Origin of the sequence: Halobaculum sp. MBLA0147 (assembly GCF_041361345.1) — an archaeon.
GTDB lineage: Archaea > Halobacteriota > Halobacteria > Halobacteriales > Haloferacaceae > JAHENP01.
Window position 1 is genome coordinate 659,850 of the sequence record NZ_JBGKAD010000001.1, and the last position, 22,781, is coordinate 682,630.

At 64.7% G+C, this 22,781-nt stretch carries 24 protein-coding genes, 1 tRNA gene and 1 pseudogene; 16 read left to right on the forward strand and 10 right to left on the reverse strand.

Annotated features, from left to right (window positions below; all coding sequences use genetic code 11):
* Positions 1 to 41: 41 nt before the first annotated feature.
* Positions 42 to 626 carry a GNAT family N-acetyltransferase gene (locus tag RYH80_RS03090; protein ID WP_370902402.1) on the forward strand — a complete coding sequence of 195 codons (585 nt, stop codon included), beginning with the start codon at positions 42 to 44 and terminating at the stop codon, positions 624 to 626.
* A 156-nt stretch (positions 627 to 782) separates the two neighbouring features.
* Positions 783 to 856 (forward strand) — tRNA-Thr (locus tag RYH80_RS03095).
* Between the two features lie 46 nt (positions 857 to 902).
* On the opposite strand, the gene RYH80_RS03100 is transcribed toward RYH80_RS03095, so the two are convergent.
* Positions 903 to 3,788 carry an AAA family ATPase gene (locus RYH80_RS03100; protein ID WP_489753320.1) on the reverse strand — a complete coding sequence of 962 codons (2,886 nt, stop codon included), beginning with the start codon at positions 3,786 to 3,788 and terminating at the stop codon, positions 903 to 905.
* Positions 3,789 to 3,998: 210 nt separating this feature from the next.
* On the opposite strand from RYH80_RS03100, the gene RYH80_RS03105 reads away from it, so the two are divergent.
* The 8 genes and pseudogenes from RYH80_RS03105 to RYH80_RS03140 all read left to right on the forward strand — a co-directional run bounded on the left by RYH80_RS03105 (position 3,999) and on the right by RYH80_RS03140 (position 11,055).
* Entirely contained in the window at positions 3,999 to 5,054 is a 1,056-nt protein-coding gene (locus RYH80_RS03105) for an eCIS core domain-containing protein (protein ID WP_370902404.1), read from the forward strand.
* A complete protein-coding gene (locus RYH80_RS03110; RefSeq protein ID WP_370902405.1) occupies positions 5,051 to 6,007 on the forward strand; it encodes a DUF7958 family protein in 957 nt (318 codons plus the stop codon). The genes RYH80_RS03105 and RYH80_RS03110 overlap by 4 nt, the downstream gene beginning before the upstream one ends.
* Positions 6,008 to 6,048: 41 nt before the next feature.
* Positions 6,049 to 6,232, forward strand: a pseudogene (locus tag RYH80_RS03115) (DUF4157 domain-containing protein); the annotation flags it as partial.
* A 364-nt stretch (positions 6,233 to 6,596) separates the two neighbouring features.
* Complete coding sequence (locus tag RYH80_RS03120; protein WP_489753321.1) at positions 6,597 to 7,568, forward strand: DUF7958 family protein; 972 nt, start codon at positions 6,597 to 6,599, stop codon at positions 7,566 to 7,568.
* 74 nt (positions 7,569 to 7,642) lie between these two features.
* Positions 7,643 to 8,377: a hypothetical protein gene (locus tag RYH80_RS03125; protein ID WP_370902407.1), complete on the forward strand. Its 735-nt coding sequence runs from the start codon at positions 7,643 to 7,645 to the stop codon at positions 8,375 to 8,377.
* A 1-nt stretch (position 8,378) separates the two neighbouring features.
* Complete coding sequence (locus RYH80_RS03130; protein WP_370902408.1) at positions 8,379 to 9,281, forward strand: DUF7958 family protein; 903 nt, start codon at positions 8,379 to 8,381, stop codon at positions 9,279 to 9,281.
* Between the two features lie 35 nt (positions 9,282 to 9,316).
* Complete coding sequence (locus tag RYH80_RS03135; RefSeq protein ID WP_370902409.1) at positions 9,317 to 10,150, forward strand: hypothetical protein; 834 nt, start codon at positions 9,317 to 9,319, stop codon at positions 10,148 to 10,150.
* Positions 10,150 to 11,055 (forward strand): DUF7958 family protein, encoded by a 906-nt coding sequence (locus RYH80_RS03140; RefSeq protein ID WP_370902410.1) that lies wholly within the window; start codon positions 10,150 to 10,152, stop codon positions 11,053 to 11,055. The genes RYH80_RS03135 and RYH80_RS03140 overlap by 1 nt, the downstream gene beginning before the upstream one ends.
* 283 nt (positions 11,056 to 11,338) lie before the next feature.
* Here the strand turns inward: RYH80_RS03140 and xseB are convergent, their stop codons facing one another.
* Positions 11,339 to 11,590, reverse strand: a complete 252-nt coding sequence (xseB, locus tag RYH80_RS03145) for an exodeoxyribonuclease VII small subunit (RefSeq protein ID WP_370902411.1) — start codon at positions 11,588 to 11,590, stop codon at positions 11,339 to 11,341.
* Between the two features lie 30 nt (positions 11,591 to 11,620).
* Positions 11,621 to 12,925, reverse strand: coding sequence for an exodeoxyribonuclease VII large subunit (gene xseA, locus RYH80_RS03150; protein ID WP_370902412.1), 1,305 nt, complete (start codon positions 12,923 to 12,925; stop codon positions 11,621 to 11,623).
* Between the two features lie 126 nt (positions 12,926 to 13,051).
* Here xseA and RYH80_RS03155 point away from each other — a divergent pair, with 126 nt between their 5' ends.
* Positions 13,052 to 13,957, forward strand: a complete 906-nt coding sequence (locus tag RYH80_RS03155) for an HNH endonuclease (protein ID WP_370902413.1) — start codon at positions 13,052 to 13,054, stop codon at positions 13,955 to 13,957.
* A gap of 169 nt (positions 13,958 to 14,126) precedes the next feature.
* On the opposite strand, the gene RYH80_RS03160 is transcribed toward RYH80_RS03155, so the two are convergent.
* The gene (locus RYH80_RS03160) at positions 14,127 to 14,453 is read right to left on the reverse strand and encodes a NifU family protein (protein ID WP_370902414.1); all 327 of its coding nucleotides are present in this window, start codon (positions 14,451 to 14,453) and stop codon (positions 14,127 to 14,129) included.
* A 198-nt stretch (positions 14,454 to 14,651) separates the two neighbouring features.
* On the opposite strand from RYH80_RS03160, the gene RYH80_RS03165 reads away from it, so the two are divergent.
* On the forward strand, positions 14,652 to 15,059 hold the full coding sequence (locus tag RYH80_RS03165) for a metal-dependent transcriptional regulator (RefSeq protein ID WP_370902415.1): 408 nt from the start codon (positions 14,652 to 14,654) through the stop codon (positions 15,057 to 15,059).
* Between the two features lie 42 nt (positions 15,060 to 15,101).
* Here RYH80_RS03165 and RYH80_RS03170 read toward each other — a convergent pair whose 3' ends face one another.
* Positions 15,102 to 16,238, reverse strand: coding sequence for a site-2 protease family protein (locus RYH80_RS03170; protein ID WP_370902416.1), 1,137 nt, complete (start codon positions 16,236 to 16,238; stop codon positions 15,102 to 15,104).
* Positions 16,239 to 16,480: 242 nt separating this feature from the next.
* Here RYH80_RS03170 and RYH80_RS03175 point away from each other — a divergent pair, with 242 nt between their 5' ends.
* From RYH80_RS03175 to corA, 3 genes are all read left to right on the forward strand, one after another.
* A complete protein-coding gene (locus tag RYH80_RS03175; protein WP_370904638.1) occupies positions 16,481 to 17,218 on the forward strand; it encodes a bacteriorhodopsin in 738 nt (245 codons plus the stop codon).
* A gap of 155 nt (positions 17,219 to 17,373) precedes the next feature.
* Positions 17,374 to 17,544: a hypothetical protein gene (locus tag RYH80_RS03180; protein WP_370902417.1), complete on the forward strand. Its 171-nt coding sequence runs from the start codon at positions 17,374 to 17,376 to the stop codon at positions 17,542 to 17,544.
* A gap of 52 nt (positions 17,545 to 17,596) precedes the next feature.
* A complete protein-coding gene (gene corA, locus RYH80_RS03185; RefSeq protein ID WP_370902418.1) occupies positions 17,597 to 18,583 on the forward strand; it encodes a magnesium/cobalt transporter CorA in 987 nt (328 codons plus the stop codon).
* Positions 18,584 to 18,679: 96 nt separating this feature from the next.
* On the opposite strand, the gene RYH80_RS03190 is transcribed toward corA, so the two are convergent.
* The 4 genes from RYH80_RS03190 to RYH80_RS03205 all read right to left on the reverse strand — a co-directional run bounded on the left by RYH80_RS03190 (position 18,680) and on the right by RYH80_RS03205 (position 21,724).
* Entirely contained in the window at positions 18,680 to 19,624 is a 945-nt protein-coding gene (locus tag RYH80_RS03190; protein ID WP_370902419.1) for a mechanosensitive ion channel family protein, read from the reverse strand.
* 226 nt (positions 19,625 to 19,850) lie between these two features.
* Positions 19,851 to 20,135, reverse strand: coding sequence for a DUF7545 family protein (locus RYH80_RS03195; RefSeq protein ID WP_370902420.1), 285 nt, complete (start codon positions 20,133 to 20,135; stop codon positions 19,851 to 19,853).
* Between the two features lie 125 nt (positions 20,136 to 20,260).
* Positions 20,261 to 21,331, reverse strand: coding sequence for an NAD(P)/FAD-dependent oxidoreductase (locus tag RYH80_RS03200; protein ID WP_370902421.1), 1,071 nt, complete (start codon positions 21,329 to 21,331; stop codon positions 20,261 to 20,263).
* 225 nt (positions 21,332 to 21,556) lie between these two features.
* Positions 21,557 to 21,724 (reverse strand): hypothetical protein, encoded by a 168-nt coding sequence (locus RYH80_RS03205; protein ID WP_370902422.1) that lies wholly within the window; start codon positions 21,722 to 21,724, stop codon positions 21,557 to 21,559.
* Positions 21,725 to 22,093: 369 nt separating this feature from the next.
* On the opposite strand from RYH80_RS03205, the gene RYH80_RS03210 reads away from it, so the two are divergent.
* Positions 22,094 to 22,378: a DUF357 domain-containing protein gene (locus RYH80_RS03210; RefSeq protein WP_370902423.1), complete on the forward strand. Its 285-nt coding sequence runs from the start codon at positions 22,094 to 22,096 to the stop codon at positions 22,376 to 22,378.
* A 42-nt stretch (positions 22,379 to 22,420) separates the two neighbouring features.
* Here RYH80_RS03210 and RYH80_RS03215 read toward each other — a convergent pair whose 3' ends face one another.
* On the reverse strand, positions 22,421 to 22,726 hold the full coding sequence (locus tag RYH80_RS03215) for a hypothetical protein (RefSeq protein WP_370902424.1): 306 nt from the start codon (positions 22,724 to 22,726) through the stop codon (positions 22,421 to 22,423).
* Positions 22,727 to 22,781 lie beyond the last annotated feature (55 nt).

Below are 22,781 nucleotides of genomic sequence, written 5' to 3' on the forward strand. Positions count from 1 at the left end.
TCGAACGTTCGCCTCGCGGTCGTCGCGACGCCAGAAGATCCATGTCCGTGGCACCCGACGAACGAGACGTGTTCGACGGGGGCGACGAACCGGCGTCCGGCGGGGGTGAGGAGCCGATGCTCGATGGTGGCGACGAACCGGTGCCCGACGGCGACGGCGAACCCGGTGTCAGCGTCGAGGTTGGCGACATCTCCGTCGCCGACGCGGTCGCAGACCTGTGGGTACGACTGGCGGCCGACCAGCGCTCGTACGGTTCGCACCTCCTCGCGGAGACGAACCGGCAACTCGCCCGCGACTCGGCCGCTCAACACGCCGTCACCGGCGGCCTCCTCGTCGCCCGAGTCGACGACGAGCTCGTCGGGTTCATGACGTTCTCCACCGAACAGGGGGACTACGACGTCGACACGGACCGCGGGTTGATCCACGACCTCTTCGTCGCGACGCGGTACCGGAGTCGCGGGATCGGCGCCAGACTCCTCGAAGCCGCCGAGGAGCGACTGGCGGCCGACGGCGTCGACCGCGTCTCGCTGGAGGCGATGGCGGCCAACACCGACGCACGCCGGTTCTACGAACGGCACGGCTACGAGCCGTTCCGCGTCGAACTAGAGAAGACGCTCGACGAGTAGTGGGTCGGGCGAGCGGAGACAGTGGGAGTCGTCGATGCGACAGGGCGGGCGTGGGAGTCGCCGGTGCGGTCGTGCGGACCGCCTTCGACCGGCTCCCCGCCCACGTCGGGGTGAAAGCGACACGCATTCAAACCGGGCGACGGTACTGTCGCCTGCGCCTGGGGAGCATGGGCGGTTCATGCACTCGACTTGTAATCGAGACTTCGCGGGTTCGAATCCCGCTCCAGGCTCTCTTCTCCGTCGGCTGTCGGGTGAATGACGAGTGTGCGTCGTCGATCACCGCCCAGGCTGTCTGAGGTCGAAGATGCGCCACTCGCGGTTCTGTGGGCGGAGTTCGTACTCCAGGGGCAGTTCGCGTTCGCCGAGTTCTTGGACGAATCGGAGAGTGACGCGTCGTTTGGTGTCGGCGAGTCGTTCGAAGTCTTTGACCACGAGGTCTTTCTCGCGGAGCATCGCGATCTCCCGGTCGGAGAACTGTTCGACGTACCCCTCCGTGTGGTACAGTGCGTGTGCGGCCTCACCGTCGCCCTCCGAGAGGTACTGAAAGAACTGCTTCACGACGACCTCGGGCCGGTCGCGGGTGCCGGTCTCCTCGAGATCCGGCTCCGCCATCTCCTCACCCAACTCGCCGGTCTCCAGCGAGTCGGCGTCGGTCCCCTGCTCCGTCTCGTTGCTGTCGACTCCGATCGACTCGGGTGTGTCGTCTGCGAGACTCGGCTCGGTCGCGCCGCGAGCCTCTTCGGCGGCTGCGAGCGCATCTTTATTTGGCGGGCCAGCCTTCGTGGTACCAGACACCGAGCCGTCCTCCCCCGTATTCGCCGTCTGTGTCGGCTCTGGACTCGGTGTTCGTTCGGTGTGATCGGCGCTCGATGTCGTAGCGGACTCGTCCGTCGACTGCTCGGCGCCGGTGTCCGACCGTTGCTCGGCGGAGGCTGTCGTCTCTCGGTGGCCGTTCGAGTGGGCTGTCGCCTGTGACGTGTTTCGCTCTGTCGCGGTTGCTCCTGCTCGGTCCGTCTCCGTCGCCTCGTCACTGCTGGCGCGGAGGTACTCGCTGTACTCGCCGAAGTCCGCGATGTCGTACAGTTTCCCGATCTTGTTCAGTTCCCGTTCGGTGGCGCGGACGACGTGTTTCATCCGGACGACCCCGTCGTCGTCGGCAGCCAACACCGCCGCCGTCTGTGCGACGTTACGGATGTTCCCACCGGGCATGTCGAACTGCGAGAGGAACGCGTAGTCGATGTCCTCCGTCGGCGTGTCTTCCGGGAACATCACGTGCCAGATACTCTCGCGTTGGCGCTCCTGCGGGCGCTCGAACTGGACTGTCTGGTGAATGCGGCGGACGAACGCGTCGTCCATCTGCGACTCGTTGTTCGTCGTCAGAAGCACCACGCCGTCGTAGCTCTCGATCCGCTGGAGCAGGTAGTTGACCTCGACGTTCGCGTAGCGGTCGGTGGCGTCACTCACCCCGGCACGCTGGCCGAAGACGGCGTCCGCCTCGTCGAACAACAGGATCGCGTTGGAGTCTCTGGCGGCGTCGAAGATCCGTTCGAGGTTCTCTTCGGTCTCCCCGATGTACTTGCTCACCACACTGGAGAGGTCGATCTTGTACAGATCCATGCCAGCGTCGGCGGCGATCACCTCCGCCGAGAGTGTCTTTCCCGTCCCCGACGGCCCCGCGAACAGCGCCACGACGCCGGCACCACGGGAGAAGCGTTCCTCGAACCCCCACTGCTCGTACACCGTTCCGCGGTGACGGACTCTGGCAGCGACCTCTTGCAACTCTGCTTCGGTGTCGTCGGTGAGCACCACCTCGTCCCAGGTGGCGTCGGGATCGATCTTCTCCGCGAGGTCTTCGAGTCCCTCTGCGGACTGCGCGGTACAGCCTTCGCGGATCGTCTCCAACGAGAGGGGTTCCTCGGCGTCGTCGGCGAGTGCGCGGGCGGTGGTGACGGCGTCGTCGATCTGCCCCTGGGTCAGTTCGAACGTACTCGCGAGTGTCGTCGGGTCCACGTCCTCGGCGAGCTCGTCGGCGTACCCCTCCCAGATCCGTTCGCGCAGATTGAAGGAAGGGTCGGGGAACTGGAGGAGTGAGTACGAGGTGTCGTCGCGACCCGACGTCGGGGTCCAAGCGTCCGTCGCAGTCAGGTAGAGGTCGCGTTCGAGGGGGGCGAGTGCGTCGAGTACTTCCCCGACCGTCGGTGGTTGCTCGCGGTCTGGCAGGTCGGCCGCGACGTTCTCGCCGGGGTCGGCGGTCGCCGCCGAGACGTTCTTCAGGTGGACCGGGCAGTCTTGGAGCAGTGCCTCGCGGCGGAACCTATCGAGCCGGTCGGCGTCGAGGAGCGTCTCGAGGTCGGCGCGGAGCAGGCGCTCGTCGGCGACGAGAGCGTCCACCGCACGCCGCTTCTCAGAACCCGCCGCGCCGTGGAAGTAGTGAACGTCCGGTGTCGACCCGGAGGCGTCGAGTGTCGTGAGTCGTGTCTGCACTGGCTCTTCGATACGAAGATTGTCGACAGAACGGTCGGGAGAGACGAGCGAACAAGTCCCAGTGAGCCGATCGTCGAGGTCGTCGTGACCTTTCAGGTACGAGACGATGCGCTGTTCTGCCACGACACGGCGCTGTCGATCGGTCGCGTTCTCGTCCGGTGCAGGCTCTACGGAGACGAATCCGTTGGCCACCAGCGGTGACGATGGGCCGACCAGTTGTGAGACGGTCAGCCGCTGGTGATCGTCGGTAGCGAACACCGACTCGAGACTGGCGAGTGTCGGCGTCGGGAGTCTGTGTCGGCCGGAGAGCTGCCCGAAGAGGTCGGCGAACGTGTCGTGGACGGTCGGGCCGACTGCGAGTAACAGCACGTCGAGGTGACGACGAGAGAGATCGAATCGGTCGGCGAGAACTCGCAACCGGAGTGTGGTGTCTGTCGTCGCAGCACACTGGTCTTCGATCTGCTCCCGTCGCCGTGCGATCTCGTCTCTCGCGTGGTCGGGAACGGCTAGTTCGACTTCTGTGCTGTCGGCCGATCCGTCGGAGTTCGTCTGTCCTGTAGCAGACGGGCCGTCTGCGGCTGCTCCAGCACAGTGTTCGAGAGCAGTTTCGAGCAGATCGAGTTCGTCCAAGAGGTGGTCGCGACTGTCCGTGTAGCTCATACGTCGTGTCGTATCCACACTCTGTGAGAGAGAATATAGACCTTTCTACACGTAACCACCAGAACAGTTTTGTTTGGGTAAGGTAGTCGTAGAGACACGAGGATGGGAGGACGCCAACGACAGAATCGTGATCAGTCGAGAGACACCTCCGATGAGTCCCACAACGAGGACGAGCGGCGTCGTCGGGGCCAGTCACGCTCGAAGCGACTGAGTGAGACGACTCGACAGATGGCGGAGGCACAGTACGGCGGGCCGTTGGACGCTGCCGACCGGGTGGAACTCCGGCGGATGGAGAACACGTACCCCTCGATGGTCCACGACTGGATCGAAGAGGGGGTCCCGATCGCGGCTATGGAGAGCCCGACGAAGATCCAGCGGTGGCGCGACCGCCAGGACTCACCAATTCCGTGGAACGCGGAGAAACAGAACGAAAAGTCCGCGCAACGGAGTCGCCTCGACGACACACTTCCCGTACCCCGTGGCAACGCCGACGTGCCACGGGTCGTTCGTGAGGTGATCACCTCGCCCGGCCAGTCGCTCGACGCGTCGATCCAACGTGCGGTCGAAGAGCGGATGGGCGATTCGCTGGGTGACGTGCGGATTCACACCGGCCCGAGAGCCGCGGCGGCAGCCGACGCCATCGACGCCCGGGCATTCACCGTCGGGAATCACGTCGCGTTCGGTGCCGGCGAGTACGACCCGGAATCAGTGGAAGGTCAGCACGTCTTGGCGCACGAGTTGGCACACGTCCGCCAGCAAACGGGTGGCGCGCTGTCGATGCTCCCGCAGGACGACGTGCAATTAGAGATCGACCCCGATCCCGAACTGGAACGCGAAGCCGAAGAGACTGCTCGACGCGTGATGTCCGGTGGCGACCTCGGGATTCAGCGCCTCTCCGACACCGAGATTCACGTTCAGCGAATGGACCCGAGTAGCATGATAGACTACGACTCCATCATCGCAAGCCCATCCGACGCACCTGTCTCAGACACTGGTAGTCTAGACTCCCTGTTAGAAGAGTACGACGCGGCAGAGATTCTCAAGTCGGCTGTTCTCGGAATGATGGGCGAACTCCCAGGTGGGAACTTCGCGGCGGAGGTACTTGGAGAGGTGGACGATCAACGTAATCGGACAGCGCAACTACAGAGTGACTTACAAGAGATAGATCCACCCGATCACTGGGTGTCAACCATCGCAGGGCGTGCTGCCGAGGTTATCGAAGGGAAAATGCTCAGCACTGACAATCTAGAAGGCCTAGCGAATAATCGAAGTGATCAATCGTGAATGGGTTGATAACAGGAGAAAAAGACAGTAAGCTGGGTTTGAGTATATTCGACAATAACCATAAGGAACACTTAATAGAGCTAAAATGCAGCGGCGAAATAGAGGCACATAGTGCAGATGACTACGAATCAGATCCCAGAGAGCGTCCGCTTAGAGAAAGTGAGCACATTAATCAGGTTGAAAGATTTGCACGGTACTGTGTATATCACCGACGTGAGTGTGATGCGGTGAAGCCTTGGAAGAATCCTGACAAGCTCATTCGTACCATTATCTTTTTATCTATTACCAGTAAGCCGATAAAGTCTGAGTTTGAAGATCTATACCATCAACTCCGTAGTCACACGACGGGGACTGACCCAGTGGTTCCCCTTCCGGAGGGAGTGATCGGCCACAACATCACGTATAAGAAAGATGTGTACATCCGCTCGCCTGAGGAACTACAGAGTTACATTGACTTTAGTTCAGTGACTTCCCAAGTCGATCAACTACGAGACACTATTGTGGAGGAAAACAGTGTTGACGTAGCCAACCTTGGAGAAGACATTCTCGAAACAGTAGCTGTTGACGACCTGATTCAGACGACATCCGGCCTACAACTGCACTGGGACGACGCGACGGGCCAGTACCAGACCCGTCGGACTGACGAACCAGATATCGAACGAGAACCAGACGCGCGAATCGAACTGCTCCCGTTTGCACCCGACTCACTCGACGAACTACACATCCGGATGATTCGGAACCTCTTTTGTCAAGTTCGCGACCGGTACGTCGGGATGGGGGTGACACCCCCCGAGCCGTTCCGTGTGCAAGGTCTCGGTGCGTACGACTTCTCAACGTGGTACGACACGTACGACTTCTACCAGCGGTACCACGACCCCGACGCCACCATCGACTGGCTCGCTCCCGAACCGGAAGAGCACCGCAGAGAGCGTGACGACGACTTCTACTACTGAGTCGAATGAGAATCAAAGCACCGACAACGACCGGTTCGCCGCACGTTCGCCGGCAGACCGGCGGCGCACTGTCGATGCTCCCGCAAGAGGACGTGCAGTTGGAGATTGACCCCGATCCGGAGTTGGAGCGAGAAGCCGAGGAGACTGCCCGACGGGTGATGTCCGGTGGCGACCTCGGGATTCAGCGCCTCTCCGACACCGAGATTCACGTTCAGCGAAGCAGCGACGACGAGATAACTCGCCGCGAGCTTATAAAGACTGGCGGTGAGAGTATGACCGACGCCGCACAGGCTGTCGATGACGTGGTCGACGCGCAGGCACTCGTCGAGACGGTGATGTCGAACGCCAAAGAGATCAACTGGGTGAGCGTACTGAAGCGCGCTGGAGTCTCGGCAGCCAAGAGCACTGCAACCGTCAACGCAATTCTTGGAGCAACTTCCGAAACCGACTCACAACTCCGAGACGATTCTGTCCAAGAAGACGATCTAATCGCACAACTCGACCAGCGTGATCCTCCTCAAAGCTGGGTTGAGACTATCTCAAACCGGGCGGCAGGGATTGTCAGATCTGATCTTGATGAGTACCCACAATGAAACACCGATTTATTGACAATGAAGATAGTTGGGTTGGTGTGGAAATACTAGATAACCGAAATTGTAAACACAAGGTTGCTGTTGAAAAGGACGGTGGTGGGATACGTGGTCACGAGTGTGATGCGTACCCAGACGACGCAACGGAGCGGTCGATGGCTGAAAACGAACCGGTGAACCACGCACGGCGCTACGCACGGTACGTCGTCGAGCGAGAGCGAGGGTACGAGGCAATTCGGTGGAATTTCCATCCGGACAAGCACCTCGCCGCCGCCCTCGCTATCGTGAGTCTCGATACAGACACTGTCCACGAGTTCTTCGGCGATTTGTACCAGCAAGTTCTGAGTCACTACTCCGACACAGAGCCAGCGGTCGAACTTCCAGACGAGGTTCGACCACAGCACTTCAACTACAAACAGGATGTCTACCTCGGGCTCCAGCCCGACGTGATGGACGAACTCACGAGTTCCATTGCCGAGGCACACGTCGCGTCAGACCAGATCGGTGCAGACACCTCGGTTGAGGAGCGACTCACCATGTTGTTGGGACATGTCGAAGAGTCGTCACTGCCAGATCTATCCGATCTTACTATCACGGCAACATCGGGCGTCCACGTCCACTGGGACGACATCAGCGGGAGCTACCACACAGAGTACAACGGTCGACTTGACATCGTTCGCGACCCCGACGCACAACTCGACATCCTCCCGTTCGCTCCCGAGAGTGTCGAGGCGTTCCGAGACCAACTCGCTCGGAATCTCCTGTGTGTCGCCCGTGACTGTTACGTCGAGATGGGTGTCACACCACCCGAACCGTTCCGCATTCAGGGACTCGGCCGTCACCGCCCCGCGACACTCTACGAACAATTCGACTTCTACCAACGGTACCACGACCCCGACGCCACCATCGACTGGCTCGCTCCAGAGCCTGAAGAGCACCGCAGAGAGCGTGACGACGACTTCTACTACTGAGTAGAATGAGAACCAAAGCACCGATAACGACCGGTTCGCCGCACGTCCGCCAGCAAACCGGTGGCGCACTGTCGATGCTTCCACAGGACGACGTGCAGTTGGAAATCGACCCCGACCCCGAACTGGAACGGGAAGCCGAAGAGACCGCCCGACGCGTGATGTCCGGTGGCGATCTCGGGATTCAGCGACTCTCCGATACCGACGTGCACGTCCAACGAATCCCGGCCGAGGTGGTGCCACAGGCGAAGGCGATGTTCGAAGCCGAGAATCGAGGTGGCGGGGTCGGCTCGTTCCAACAAGCCCAGAACGAGGATCGGATCGAACACATCGAGGACACTCTCGAGTGGGCTATCGACAACGTGAGCGTTCAGGAGGAGTCACTCGAGACCCAAGAGGAGAAGATTCTCGACGCGATGGCCGCCGGAGACACCGAGCAAGTCGAGGCACTCGAATCTGCCAAAACATCGATTCAGGAGCGAATCGCCGAGTTGTACGACCACATCGGCGAACAGGCCGAACAGATCGGACTCACCGACGAGCAACGAAAGAAACTCTACAGCGACCAGTTCGACGGAGAACGAGCCGCTGCCGAGATCGGCTGGAGCATCGCCAAAGGACTCGTCTCACTCGTTACTGGGATGGGGCCCGTCATCGCTGCCCTAGACATCAGTGAAACCACGCTCCGCCAATTCTGGGAGCAGACTGACGGTGGCATTCGAGAACGCCTTATGCAAATAAAAAAGAAAATTATATCAGAAAGATACACCGGCGATAACTCTCCCAGATATGCAGAGAACAGGAGAGAGTAGTATGGATTCAGTCATCACTGGAGAAGGAGATGATATTGTCGGACAGAGCGTAATAGACAACAACAGTGTCGAGCACCTTATAGACATAAGAAGTGACGGGGAAATACTAGCACACGAACAAAAAAAGTACTCAGACGCCCCCACAGAGCGAACAGACGAGGAGAACGAACACGTCAACCAGACACGACGGTACGCGAAGTGGCACGCCTACCGGGAACGCGGATACGACACCCTCGACAGCACGAACAACCCCGACCGCCTCCTCGCGGCACTGATCGCACTCGCGCGACTCGACGAGACCACGTTCGCCGAGCAGTTCGGTGACCTCCGACGACAGGTCGAGAGTCACTACGACGACGGCCCAGTCGAGTTGCCGTTCCCGGACGCCGACCCCGACGACGTACTCGTGTACCGAAAAGACGTGTACGTCCAGCCCGATCCAGTCACGTTCGAGCCACCGGTGCTCGAACAGTATCTCGGTCGGTTCGCCGGTGACTCCGACACCCCGGCAGTCCCATCGAAAGACAGCCTCGACCCAGACACCGTCGACGCACTCGACTTCCAGGTCGAAGCCGTCTCCGGGCTGCACTCACTCCACGTCGACGCTCCCGGCAGCGAACAGACCACCAGTGTCGATGACCCACTCGACAGAGAGCCAGACGCCCGGATCGAACTCGTCCCCTTCGACCCCGCCGAGATCGACTCGTTCCACCACTACGTCGTCTCCCACCTCGCGTACCAGATTCGAGACTGTTTCCTCCGGATGGGTATCACACCCCCGACCGCGTTCCGCACACCTGGGTGGGGGAAGTACCGCGCCTTCCACGAACAGAAGTTCCGGCCACAGTACGAGAACTACTGGGACGCCACCGCCGACATCGACTCCTGGGAGCCCGTGCCGTGACAGTAACTACCCTCAGCCGAATGTCGACGAGCGCGGTGGAGAGTCGCCTCACACCCGAACGCGTCCCCGACCCCGAACTGGAGCGAGAAGCCGAAGAGACCGCACGACGTGTTATGAACGGTGGCGAACTCGGGATTCAACGTCTCTCCGACACCGACGTGCACGTCCAACGGATCGCGGACGACAAGATGTTCGAAGCGTTGGCGCTGTTCGACACCGACGACGAAACCGGAGAGGTGAGCGATCACCGCCAGAGACACAACGACCTCCAGTTCGGGCACCTCTACGACATCGCACAGACCGTCATCGAACGGAACCAGCGGAGAGACGACCTCGAGACGAAACAGGCACTTGCCGAGGGTGGCGATCCAGCCCAACGAGACCTCGCCGATCGGTTCGACTCCGTCGGCAGTATCAGAGCCGACGTCGAAGCCCTCCAACGCGAAATCGACGACGACCTCGACGACGTTGCACTCACCGACGACCAACGACGCCGCCTGTACGGCCTCGCCGACACCGACAACTGGGACAAAGTCGGCTGGGGACTCACCAAGACCATCCTCACCGCGACGGGACTCCCCGCACTCCTCGAGATGGTCAACCTCGCGACACAGGTGAGCGGTGGCGACGCAGCCACCGGTGCCTCCCTCGGCTCGAAAGCCGTCGGACGGGACATCGACCAGATGGGCACACAGGCCGTCGCCAAAGCCCGCCGCGGACGACTCGGCTGGGAGGAAGTCAAGCGAATCTGGACCCAGTCCAACGGCACACTCGAAGAACGGGCCGAACAGATCGAACAGGAGATCCGGGAAGGTACCTTCCTTACCGAGGATGGTCAGGATGTCGGTAGAACCCGAGGTGACAACTAATGGATGGACTCATAACGGGCGAAAACGACGAGAGAGTCGGATTGAGTGTTATCGACAACGCTGGAGAAGAGCACGTGATAGAGATGGAGTTCGACGGGGAGATCAAACACCACCAGTCTGAGGCGTACGCGGACAATCCGCGATTCCGTACCCGCGAAGAGTGCGAACACGTCGATCAGACGCGGCGGTTGGCGAAGTGGCACGTGTACCGAGAACGCGGGTACGACACGGTCCCCCCGCTAGAGAACCCGGACCGACTGACGGCCGCACTCTTAGCAATCGCGGAGTTGTCGAGTGACACGTTCCAAGCACAGTTCGGAGAACTCGAACGGCGACTCGCGCGCCACTACGACGACGGACCGGTAGAGTTGCCGTTCCCGAACGCCGACCCCGACGACGCCATTATTTACCAACAGGACGTGTACCTCGAGCCCGACCCAGTCGAACACGACCCGCCGGTGCTCGAACAGTTCCTCTCGCGGTTCGGCGGCGATCCCGATACGCCAGTCGCCCGTCGCGCCAGCGAACTCACGACGGAGGACCAAGACGACCTCGGGTTCGAGGTGGAAGCCGTCTCGGGTGTCCACACGATCCACAACGACGGACAGGGGACCGAACGACGCGACCAGGGCGACCAGCCGTTGGACCGCGACCCAGACGCGAGAGTCGAACTGATGGCGTTCGACACGGACTCCGTCGACTCGTTCCACCACTACGTCGTCTCGAACCTCGCGTACCAGATCCGTGACCGATTCCTGCTGATGGGCCAGGCACCACCGACTGCGTTCCGTGCACAGGGTTGGGGAACCTATCGGGGGTTCCAATGTCAGAAGTTCTGTTCACTGTATCAAGAGTACTGGTCCAGTGAGGCCGACGTTACCTCCTGGGAGCCCTGGACCGAGTGACTCACGTGCGTCGGTGCGTAGCAGGACAATCGAGAACGTTGTGAGACCGTCGAGAACGAGTACCACAGTACGGAGACCTCCCTGGAAGGAGAGCTGGACCTCGGGTGGTGATCGACAGAGACCGAACGAGATAGCCGAATACCCCCCGACTTCTGGGGCCTGGCTCGGCCGATGTCTAGTGAGTCGTATCACTACCCCCGAGTGAAAAGAGGCAGTCGGAACGCGGGTCGACGACACGGACGGCGCTGTAGCGCGTCTCCTACGTCCACGACCCGACTCGGACTCACCGCTCCTCGACCGTGCCGTCCCCCAGTTCGAGATCCGCCTCCAGCTCGTCGAGGAGTTCCCGACCCTCCGTGTGGAGGTCGCGGGCCCGTTCGAGGGACACGTCGCCGTCCTCGATCTGTGCGACGATCTCTTCCACACGGGCTACTTTCTCCGAGATGGTCGCGTCGGTCGTCGCGGTCGACTCTTCGGTCGTCGCGGTCGACTCCTGGGTCGTCTCCGTGGATTCGTCGGTCGTGTTCGAGGTCATGGGTTCGTGATGCTAGTGGTGGTGTCGGGGTCAGAGGCTCCAGACGAGGAGGGCGAGCGTCACGAGCAACGCCACGAGGAGGACCGCGATGAGCACCCGCTGTCGTCGCGTGGTCGTCTCGTGGTCGGCCCGGACCGCGGTCGTCGCCTCCTCGATCGCCGCCTCCTTCTCTGCCTCGTGGCGGTGCGTCCGTTCGCGAGTGTCTAACGCGTGGTCCAGTCGGTTCCGGAGTGCGGTGAGCCCCGTCGACACGCGGCGTTCGAAGGCCGCGTCCAGCTCCGACCGCCGGTCGGCCAACTCGCTCGTCGCACGCCGTGCGAAGCGCTCGTCCACCTCGTGGCGGAGTTCGCCAACGCGCTCGGCCGTGTGTGTCTCGTACGCCTCGTCGAGACTCTCTGCCAGGCGGTCGAGCCGTCGCGTGGCCAGCCGCCCGTACGCGGTGTCCAACGCCTCCGACAGTCGGGCGTGTCTGTCCAGCAGGTCCCGACGTGAGTCGGCGAGCACACACTGACCGACGTCGGTCGGGGTCATCGCACGGGCGTCGGCCACCTCGCCGGCGAGGACAGTGTCGCGTTCGTGGCCGACCGCGACGACGGTCGGCGTGTCGGCCTCCGCCAGCCGACGGCACAGTCCCAGGTCGTCGAACACCCGGAGGTCCGTGTCGGCCCCGCCGCCGCGGGTGACGACGAGTACGTCGACGGACGGGTCCGCGTCTGCGTCGGCGATCGCTCCGAGTAACGACGGGAGTGCGGCGTCGCCCTGGACGGTCGCGTCGTAGACGACGACCTCGACGCCGGGGTGGCACTCGTGGAGGCTCGTGACGGCGTCCTCCCGGGCGTCGCTGTCGGCGCTCGTCACCAGGCCGACCCGTCGCGGGTGGTCGGGCAACGACCGTTTGGCCGCCGGGGCGAGGAGGCCGTCCGACTCCAACTCCGACCGGGCCGCCTCGTAGGCGGCGTCGTACTGCCCCTCGCCAACCACGACGACGTCCGACACCTGTACGTTCACGTTCCCGCGAGGGCCGTAGTAGGTGAGGTCACCAGCCACCGCGACACGGCTGTCCTCTTCGATCGCGTCGGTGAACCCCTCTCGCCGGCCCTGGAAGGCGACACAGTCGAGCGTGTCCCCGTCGTGGACCAGGTCGAAGTAGCGGTGGCCGGCGCTAGACGTGTACACGTCCGTGGCGTCACCGACCACGTAGTCGAACGAGGGGGCTGCGCGATCGATCAGCGCCGCGACGTCCTCACCGAGGTCGGTCACCGTCACCACCTCTCCGCCGAGTCGTTCCACGCCGTCGACGACGGCCGACACGTCACCCTCGCGCTCGGTCCCCATCGGTTCCGTCCACTGGCTCGTGATACAAGAGTGGTGGGGACGGACGTGGGCAGGGTGATCGTCGTCGCCGAAGACGACTCCCGGACCGGCGGGTGGGTTTATGCCGTACGGCGGACAGACTCGACCGTGACACGTTCGCCGCTCGCCGAGCCGCTCGAACTGGGAGAGACACTCACGCAGTCGGCGGTCCAAGAGAGGTTCGGGACGAACTTCGGCTACCAGTTCAAGGGGATCACCTACCGAACCCCCGACACCGGACCGTACCTGATCCTCCTGGCGAACGAGGGTGCGGTCTACGACGACGAGTTGAGTGACGGACCGGCGTTCACCTACCGCGGGGAGGGTCTTCCAGAGAAGGGCGACCAGACGGAGACGGTGTCGAACGCCGCACTGCTGGACGCCCGCAGCGAGGAGATCCCGATCTACCTGTTCACGAGCACCGAGGGCGAAGACCGGTACCGGTACGAGGGGCTCGTCGAAGTGCGAGACGCAGCGTACGTCAGCGACGGCGAGCGGATGTTCTACGAGTTCCGCCTCCGGAAGCTGCAGGTCGCCACCTGGGAGTCGTACACGGCGGAACACGAGCGGATCGAGGAACGGTCGACTGGCACCCCCGAACTGAACCGGACGCGAGCGTCGCGACCACGTCGCCGCGTCGCCCGGTCCAGTGCGTTCAGACGCCGTGTCAGGGACCTGTACGACGACCGGTGTACCGTCTGCGGGGCACGGCGCTACTCGCCGACCGGGTCGCCGGAGGTCGAGGCTGCACACGTCTATCCGGTCGCCGAAGGTGGTCCCGACGACCTCAGGAACGCACTGACGCTCTGTCGGACACACCACTGGGCGTTCGACCACGGGTGGTTCGGGATTCGGGACGACCACCGCGTGTTCGTCGCGGACCCGACGGATCGGGACCCACCCGAGACGGTAGCGAGACTGGACGGCGAACGGCTCGTCGAGCCGACCACCCCCGGGTTCGAACCACACCCGACGTACCTCGCCGCGCACAGAGAGTACTGGGGGTTCGACTGACGGAGCATCGGCTCGGCGTCGAGCGCACCGGGTGAAGAGTGGGCCGTGGTGAGCGACTCGTCGAGGCGTCTCGGTGGGAGTGCCACCGAGTGGCCCCGACGGCACACGCGAGTACGACCGCCGCCCCACGACGGTGCCCCCCGACACCGCAGTGGCCCGGCGCGTCGCCTCAGAACGGCGGCTGGTAGTCCTCGTACTCGTCCATCTCCTCCATCTCGTCGGTCTTCTGCGGCATCACCGCGGCGCGCGGGCCACCGGTCCGCACGACCTCAACGTTCGACAGGTCGTCGACCTCCTCGGGCAGCCGTGACTCGATCGCCTGCATCGTCATCGGCGCGATGCCACAGCCGGAACAGGCACCGCCGATAGCGACGGTGACCTCGCCGGTCTCCTCGTCCACGTCGCGGACCTCGAAGTTCCCACCGTGGTCTTGGATCTGCGGGACCTCGTCGTTCAGGAAGCTACGCGTCTGTCGTTCCAGCCCTTCCGCGCTCATACACGACCCGGTAGGGGTCGTCCACACATATAATTGTGGGATTTGGCAGGCCTAAGAAAATTTCGCGTCGCCTAAACCCTGTCACTCGGTACCGATCCGACCGAAGCCTTCTTCAATCTTTAGGTTACCCTAAAAGACGATGGGAGAGACGAGGCGAGCGGACGGGTGGCCGACGGACACGACCGGGGTGGGGGCGCCGTGACGAGTGCGACGCGGTACCTGTTGGTCGTGTACGTCGCCGAGGAGCGGTTCCACGGGCGCGTGCCGAGCGGCTACGTCGCGGAGGCGGTCGACCGGTCGCCGGCGACGGCGACGGAGGCACTCCAGCGACTGGAGGCGGAGGGGTTGGTGTCGTACGAGCCCTACGAGGGGGTGACGCTGACCGACGCCGGACGCGAGCGGGCCGCGGAGTCGTACGACGCCCTCCGGACGCTCTCGCGGTTCTTCAGAGAGGTGCTCGACGTGCCCGACTACGAACGAGAGGCGTTGGCCGTCGTCGACACGGTGAGTCTCCAGGTGGCCGACCGCATCGAGACGGCCGTGTTGCCCGACCCCGACCAGGCGGACGACGAGCCGCCGGCGATCCTCACCCCCGACGAGGAGTGAGCGTGTTCTCCCCGGGGAGTCGCCTCGGGGGTCCCGATCCGGTCACCCGGTCAGTCCGCTCTGGAAGTCACGCTGGACCGTCATCGCCCGCGAGTAGTCCGTCTCGGAGAGGGTGCCGACCACGTCGCCGTCGACGGTGACGAGTGCGGTCGAGCCCCCGCCGGCACCGAGCGTCGCCAGCGTGTCGAAGGCGTCGTCTTCGGGCGCGACTCGTGGCACGTCTCTGGCGATCTCGCCGACCTGGACGACGTGGTGGTCGCGGTCCTTCACCGCACGGAGGTCGTCCAGCGTCACCACGCCGACCACCTGCCCGCGGTCGGTGACGAGGTGGACTGGCTGGCGATCACGGAGCAGTCGACTCCCGAGTTCGGCCACCGTCGTGTCGGCCGGCACCGAGACCGGATCGCGACTCATCACGTCGCCGACCGTCAACCCGGTGAGCAGTTCGTCGAGCAACACCGTCCGCGACTCCGTCGTCGCGGCGCCGTAGACGAACAGCGCCAGCAACAACAGGATCGGCTGGAAGCCAAGGACGCCGACGACGGCGAACAACACGGCGAACACGACGCCGATCCGGCCCGCGATCCGCGTCGCCGAGCCGTACGAGCGCGAGCGGGCCAACAGCGCCCGGAGGATGCGGCCCCCGTCCATCGGGAACGCCGGCAGGAGGTTGAACACGGCCAACACGACGTTCGTGACCGCGAGGTAGCCGACGACGAACCGCACGACCTGGAGCCCCTCGGGGACGGCGACCGTGACGCCGTAGAACGCGGCCGCGACGAGGAGACTGGTGATCGGCCCCGCGATGGCGATCCAGAACTCGCGTGTCCACTCGCGTGGCATCTCCTCCAGGGCGGCCAGTCCGCCCAGGATCCACAGCGTGATCGACTCGATCCCGATGCCGTACCGCAGTGCCACCCACGAGTGGCCCAGCTCGTGGAGGGTGACACTGACGAACAGCCCGACGGCGGCCGTCGCACCGATCAGCCACGGCGTCGCCCCCGCCTGCAGGACCGCGAGGTCGAACCCCGCGCCGGTCAGCCCGCCCAGTGTCCCCGCGTACAGTTCGATCTGCTGTCCACTCCCGATCAGCCACGCCAACACCGGCAGGAAGATCAGCAACGAGGTGCTGATCCGGATCGGGATTCCCCAGACACGTCCGACGGTGAACTTTCGCACGTTCTCGGGTCGTCCAGTCGGCACTTAGTTCGGACGGTGATGACAGCCTCCGACGGACGCCACCCGAGGTGTCGAGGTCGGGTCGACACCACCCGACGTGGCGAGGTCGACTCGGTGCGCTCCGCGTGTGTTATCGGCTCGTTACCCGCCGTCTGGGGTCGAGGCGCCGTGTTAGTCGGGTTGTACCGAAGTGGACGCGGGACGCGGTGTGGGGCGTGTTCGAGACACTGCTCCAAGTCGGCGTGCTCGGCGGACGGACGGAACGAGTTCCCCTGGCGGTCGGGACAGTCGCGATGTTGCTGGGGATGACGTACTTCCTCGTCCGCGGGTGGGACGCACGGGGAGAGGAACGAGAGTACTACGCGATCACGATCATGGTGCCGGCCATCGCGTCGGCGGCGTACCTGTCGATGTTCTTCGGGTTCGGCCTGACCGAGGTGGAGGTCGTCGGGCGCGGCACCGTCGACATCTACTGGGCGCGGTACGCCGACTGGCTGTTCACCACGCCGCTGTTGTTGTTGGACCTGTGTCTGCTCGCGAAGGCGGACCGGACGACCATCGGGACGCTGATCGCCGTCGACGGGTTCATGATCGTCACCGGGCTGGTCGGCGCCCTGTCGAACACGGCCGTCGAGCGGTACACCTGGTGGACGGTGAGTACGGTGTCGTTCCTGTTCATCCTCTACTACCTCTACCGGGTGCTCGGCGCCCGGATCGAGGAGGCGGACGCCGAGGTGGCGAGCACGTTCGGCACGCTCCGGACACTCACGGCCGTGTTGTGGACGGTGTACCCGATCCTGTGGATCGTCGGGACCGAGGGTGCCGGCGTCGTCCCGCTGTTCGCCGAGACGACCGGGTTCACGGTGTTGGACGTGACCGCGAAGGTCGGCTTCGGCTACCTCCTGTTGACCAGTCGCGCGGTGACGAGCCGCGAGCAGCCCACCACCACCGAGGGGGCGACGGCGGCCGCCGACGACTGACGGGCGGGAGACTGACGGCCGAGAGCCGTCGGGTACCGGCCGGCTCCGGGCTCGGGATCTGTCGCCGTCGGGTGGCCGACGAAGCCGGCGACTCACGCCCCGTCCCGCCACCGTCGCGGGGGAGGCTTCTTGCCGCTCCGAGTGCACCGGCCCGCATGGATCGTTCGACACTGCTCGGTGCCGCCCTCACGGCGGTCGGGCTCGTCGGCTACGCCGTCGGCGTGGCCGTCGCCTACCCCGGCCGCGCGTTCTCCGTGACGGCCGTCACCGTCGGCCTCGCACTGCTCGTCGTCGACCCGTTCCCGTCCGGCGGTGAGACGGCGTGACCGCCGCTCGTCGCCCGACGGACGGCGCCGACCCTCGGCGAGGTGAGCGAGCGTGACCCTCTCGGCGGCCGTGTTCACGGACGCGGGGCGTGAGACGTACGACGACGTCGACGCCGCCGTCGCGGCGCCGGGCGAGACGTGGGTCCACGCCGACCGCCCGGACGGGGAGACGACGGAGACGCTCCGCGAGCGGTTCGGCCTCCACCCGTTGGCGCTGGCGGACCTGACCGACGAGGAGGCGCGGCCGAAGGTGTCGACGTTCGACGAGCACACGTTCCTCCTGGTGAAGACCGTCGCCCTGAGCCAGCGCGACGACGTGGCGTTCCACAAGGAGGTGGTGACACACTCGGTCGGGCTGTTCCTCGGGGACGGGTGGCTGGTGACGCTGTCCCCCTCCGGCTCGGCGTCCGTCGACCCGACCGGCCCTCGCTGGGACGCCGTCGACCGGCGGGTCGTCGACCGCGGGACGGACTTCCTCGCGTACCGGATCGTCGACGCTGTCGTCGGAGAGTACTTCGAGACACTCGACGAGATCGAGACGGACATCGAGGCGGTCGAGAACCGCGTGCTCGACGACCCCGACCCGAACGTACTCGCGGACCTCAACGACGTGCGACGGGACCTCCTCGCCTTCCGGAAGGTCGTGTGGCCCACCAGAGAGGCGCTGGCGACCGTCACACGGGGTGACACGACGCACGTCACCGCGGCCAACGAGAAGTACTTCCGCGACGTGGCCGACCAACTCGTCCAGACGCTGGACCTGGTGGAGACGTACCGCGACCTCACCGCCGGCTCGCGCGACATCTACCTCAACGCCGTCTCGCAGTCGACCAACGAGGTGACGAAGACGCTCACCGTCGTGGCGACGATCTTCATCCCGCTGACGTTCGTCGTGGGCATCTACGGGATGAACTTCGCCGACTCCCCGTTCGCGATGCCGGAGACGACGTGGACGTTCGGCTACCCCGCGGCGATGCTCGGGATGGCACTGCTGACTGCGCTGATGGTCGCACACTTCCGACGGCGCGAGTGGATCTGAGCGGCTCGCGAGGCGGCGGGTCGACGCATCTGACCGGATCGCGACGCAGCGAGTCGACGCGAGCGGATCTCGACGGCGGGTCGCGCTCCGATACGCTCACCGGTTCCGCGAGACGGGAAACCGGATGCGCTCGGGGTGTTCGCCGAACCGTTCCAGAATCCGCTCGTACAGGCGGTTGCGCACCCGAGTCCCGCGGCGCGGGTGGACGAGGTACCGGAGGCGGAGTTCCACCCACGACTCTCGTTGGACGACGTTCACCGTCGGTGTCTCGGTCACGTCGAGTTCGACCGGCGTCTCGGCGAGCCGATCGCGGTACTCGCGGACGTTCTGGGCCATCTCCTCGCCCAGTTCCGCCTCCGCGGCCGCGACCAGTTGTTCGCGGGCGAACGCCAGTTCCGTCTCGTAGGCGACCTGCACCGAGAGTTCGTTCCAGACGTACTGGACGCCGTCGCCGTAGAAGTTCACCACCCGCGCCGTCAGAACCGTGCTGTTCGGGATCGTCACGATCCGACCCGACGGCTGGTTCGCCTCGACCAGGTCCCCGTCGATCTCCCACACCTCCGTGACGAACAGGTCGATGGAGACCACGTCACCGCGCGTGTCCTCGATGGCGATGCGGTCGCCGACGCGGTACGGCCGGGTGACGACGACGTACAGCCAGCCGGCCAGCGAGGCGAGCGGCTGTTGGAGTGCGAACGTCGCCGCGAACCCGAGCACGCCCAACGACACCAAGACGCTCACCCACTCGCGGGTGACGACACCGAACGCCGCGACGGCCGCGACGCCGACCACCGCGAGTCGGACCAGACTCCGAACCTCGTCGCGGCGTCGTCTGTCGGTCGTCCGCAGGAGTCGCTCGAGAATCACGGCGTAGCTCCCGTACGCGCCCAACACGAGCGCGACCAACGACAGGGCGGTCGCGACGGCGGGGTCGACTGCCGTGCCGAGGACGGCCTCGGCGAGTCCGAACCGCGCGATCGCGCGCGAGCCGACGTACACCGCGACCGCAGCGACGACGGCCGCCCGTCCACGCCGCGTCACCGCTCACCCCCGGAGCGCCGACGTGGGCGCCACAACACGCAGCGCCGACGTGGGCGCCGCAACGCGCGTCGCCGACGTGGGCGCCGCAACACGCGTCGCTGGTCGTGTGAATCCGTCGTGAGTGGGAGTGGTGTCGTCGCCCGACCCTGTCCGCTCCGTGTCTCGTGCACGTCCGGTGACCGGCCACCAGTGGCTTAGTCCCACCGCCGGACCGTCTCGGTCGGGATCAGTGCGAGTGACCCATCGCCTCTTCGAGGCTCTGGCCGAACCGCTCCTCGAACAGCTCGCCGGCCTTCTCCTCGATCTCGGCCACGTCCTCGGGTGTCTCGCCCTCCGTGTGGTGGGCGATCATGTGCGCCTGCTGTGCGAACGCCTGCACGATCACGTCCGTGACGACGTGCGAGGGGTTCTCGCCCTGTTCTGCGAGCAGGTCGACGAGCCCTTCCGGCAGTTCGACCGCGTCCGTCTCGCCGTTCGGTGCCTCGACCGTGTACGTCTCGGTGTCTACCATACCTCCCTTCGGCGAGACGCAGGGATAAGTGTGTGGCGTCGTCGTCGCGAGCACGCAGTCACGTGGCGTCGTCGCGGAAGTGCAGTCACGTAGTGTCGCCGTCACGGAAGTGCAGTCGTGTGGCCTCAGTCGTCGCCCGCGGCCGCCGCCTCCGTCGTCTGTGCTGCGCTGGCGTCCGCCTCCTCTTCGAGCCACTGGTCGGCGTCGAGCGCTGCCTTACACCCCATCCCGGCGGCCGTCACGGCCTGCTGGTAGTGGAAGTCGACCACGTCGCCGGCACCGAAGATCCCCGGTACGCCCGTCTTCGTCTGACCACCGCCGACGCCACCCTGCGTCTGGATGTAACCGGTGTCGTCCAACTCGACGCCGGTGTCTTCGAGGTACCCCGTGTTCGGCGTGTGGCCGATGGCGTAGAACACCGCACCCACGTCCAGGTCGAACTGTTCGACCTCGTCGGCGTACTCGGGGTCGTCGAGCTTCTCTTTCGGGTACCCCTCCGGGTGACGGACCAGACGCGCGTGGTCGACGCCGTCCTCGCGGGTGCCGTGAATCTCCGTCAGCTCCGTGTTGCGCATGATCTCCACCGCGCCGTCGTCGACGTGCCCCTGCAGGCGGTCGATCCAATAGTCCTCCGCCCGGAACTCCTCGCGCCGGTGGGCGACGTAGACGGTGTCGGCGAACTTCGTCAGGAACGACGCCTCCTCCATCGCGGCGTCCCCACCGCCGACGACGAGCATGTCCTCGCCGCGGAAGAACGCCCCGTCACACGTCGCACACGTCGACAGCCCGTACCCCATCAGTTCGTCCTCGCCGGGGACGCCGAGCGTGCGGGCGCTCGCGCCGCTGGCGGCGATCAACGCGTCGCAGGTGTACACGTCGCCGTTGGTGAGCTCGACGCGGAACGGTCGCTCGGAGTCGTCGACAGACTCGACGACGCCGTTGCGGATCTCGGCGCCGAAGCGCTCGGCTTGCTCCTTCCCGTCGTCGATCAGGTCCGGACCGGAGATCCCCTCGGGGAACCCGAGGTAGTTCTCGACTTCTGTCGTCAGCGTCAACTGCCCGCCGGGTTCGTCACCCTCGAAGACGAGCGGGTCGAGGTTGCTCCGCGCGGCGTAGACGGCCGCGGAGAGTCCGGCCGCGCCCGTACCGGCGACGATCAACGGTCTGTGTTCGACGGTGTCCGCAGAATCGGTCATCGAACCGGGGTTGGTCCCTCGGCGATTTGAGCGTTGTGCTGTCCGGCACAGCGAGTACACCGACGGGCCGTCGGACCCCCCGAGCGTAGCTTCCCGTCTCTCGGCGAACACTCGCTCCGCCGTCGGTCGGTGGGACCCTCGGTGACACACTGCTGCTCACCGGTCCACTGCCGCTCGCCGACGACCACGGCCCGCTCCCCCGAACTCGTGGCGGGCCGTCGAGCCTCACAATCCAGCTGCGTCTTCCAAGAGCGCCTTGGCCGGGTGGATCGGCTCGCGCCGGTTCCCCCCGTCCGTGGCGACGCGGTCGGCGTCGTCACCGTCGTCTCTCGTCGATCGGTTCTCTGTCACGTCGGTCGGTTCGCCCTCTCGGGAGTGCTCGTGCGTCGACATCGTAGATTCCTACAGCGACCACCACAACAAAGGAGTAACGATCCACACCGACGGCTCGACGGTGTCGAACGTTCGTCTCGGACACTACACGCTTCTCGTTCACGAGAAAGATACTGCCGATTGTCTACGGAACCTCCCGTTCCAGACCGGAGTCGTCAGGAACCATCCCGAGGTCGTCTGCAAGGGCGTGTTCGGGCCTCCGCGGACACGGACGGAGCCGTTCGAGAGGTGTCTGCGTGTGTCGATTCTGTGAGTCGACGTGCGTCGAACTACGAGTCAGTCGACGTGTGTCGTGCAGTCGGGTGTGGCGAGAGGCGTCGAACGGTGAGGACACAACGCTCAGGTGGGCAGAGAGACGAGTGCGTGGCGATGCCAGCGGAGCTCGTGGAGAAGACGGATCGGTACGGGGAGATGTTGGCGGCGGCGTTGGAAGCCGCCGAGATCGCGGTTCCGGCCGGGACGCCGGCCCACGACGGAGCCGTCGAGTGTCGAGAGATGGCCGTCTCGTACCTCGAGGACGGGGAGCACTTCCGGGAGAACGACGACCCCGTCAACGCGCTGGCGTCGTTCTCGTACGGCTACGGGTGGCTCGACTGTGGCGTCCGCCTCGGGTTGTTCGCGGTCCCCGACGACACCGACCTGTTCACGACCTGAACGCGGCGGTCGCAGACGGGGACGCGACCCCTCTCCCGCTCGTCACCGCCGCCGGCGGACGTGGTCGCTCGTCTCCACCTGGATCGAGAGCGTGTCGGTCGTCCGGATCCAGTCGAGGTAGTCGGCGAGCCGGTCGGCCGCACGCAGTGCTTCCAAGGTGTCGTAGTCGGCGCGGAGTTCCTCGTTGGTGAACGTCGCGTGGATCTGGTCGTGACAGGGACGACACAGCGTCACCGTCGGGCTCGTCGCTCGTTCCTCCGGTCTGAGGTGGTGTTCTTGCACGACCTGTGGGTCGTCGAGTCGCTCGACGGGGACCGTCCGACGACACAACTCGCAGGTGGTCGACATCGACGGTAGCTGGGGGCGCCACGAGTATCAACTGCACGACGGCGAGACCTCAGAG

Excerpts from the sequence above, each read along its gene's own strand:
- RYH80_RS03215 (WP_370902424.1), bottom strand. The coding sequence starts at position 22,726 with ATGTCGACCACCTGCGAGTTGTGTCGTCGGACGGTCCCCGTCGAGCGA.
- RYH80_RS03160 (WP_370902414.1), bottom strand. The coding sequence starts at position 14,453 with ATGAGCGCGGAAGGGCTGGAACGACAGACGCGTAGCTTCCTGAACGAC.
- RYH80_RS03140 (WP_370902410.1), top strand. The coding sequence starts at position 10,150 with ATGGATGGACTCATAACGGGCGAAAACGACGAGAGAGTCGGATTGAGT.
- RYH80_RS03180 (WP_370902417.1), top strand. The coding sequence starts at position 17,374 with ATGGATCGTTCGACACTGCTCGGTGCCGCCCTCACGGCGGTCGGGCTC.
- RYH80_RS03125 (WP_370902407.1), top strand. The coding sequence starts at position 7,643 with ATGCTTCCACAGGACGACGTGCAGTTGGAAATCGACCCCGACCCCGAA.
- RYH80_RS03200 (WP_370902421.1), bottom strand. The coding sequence starts at position 21,331 with ATGACCGATTCTGCGGACACCGTCGAACACAGACCGTTGATCGTCGCC.
- RYH80_RS03120 (WP_489753321.1), top strand. The coding sequence starts at position 6,597 with ATGAAACACCGATTTATTGACAATGAAGATAGTTGGGTTGGTGTGGAA.
- xseA (WP_370902412.1), bottom strand. The coding sequence starts at position 12,925 with ATGGGGACCGAGCGCGAGGGTGACGTGTCGGCCGTCGTCGACGGCGTG.
- RYH80_RS03205 (WP_370902422.1), bottom strand. The coding sequence starts at position 21,724 with ATGTCGACGCACGAGCACTCCCGAGAGGGCGAACCGACCGACGTGACA.
- RYH80_RS03105 (WP_370902404.1), top strand. The coding sequence starts at position 3,999 with ATGGCGGAGGCACAGTACGGCGGGCCGTTGGACGCTGCCGACCGGGTG.
- xseB (WP_370902411.1), bottom strand. The coding sequence starts at position 11,590 with ATGACCTCGAACACGACCGACGAATCCACGGAGACGACCCAGGAGTCG.
- RYH80_RS03130 (WP_370902408.1), top strand. The coding sequence starts at position 8,379 with ATGGATTCAGTCATCACTGGAGAAGGAGATGATATTGTCGGACAGAGC.
- RYH80_RS03090 (WP_370902402.1), top strand. The coding sequence starts at position 42 with ATGTCCGTGGCACCCGACGAACGAGACGTGTTCGACGGGGGCGACGAA.
- RYH80_RS03210 (WP_370902423.1), top strand. The coding sequence starts at position 22,094 with ATGCCAGCGGAGCTCGTGGAGAAGACGGATCGGTACGGGGAGATGTTG.
- RYH80_RS03195 (WP_370902420.1), bottom strand. The coding sequence starts at position 20,135 with ATGGTAGACACCGAGACGTACACGGTCGAGGCACCGAACGGCGAGACG.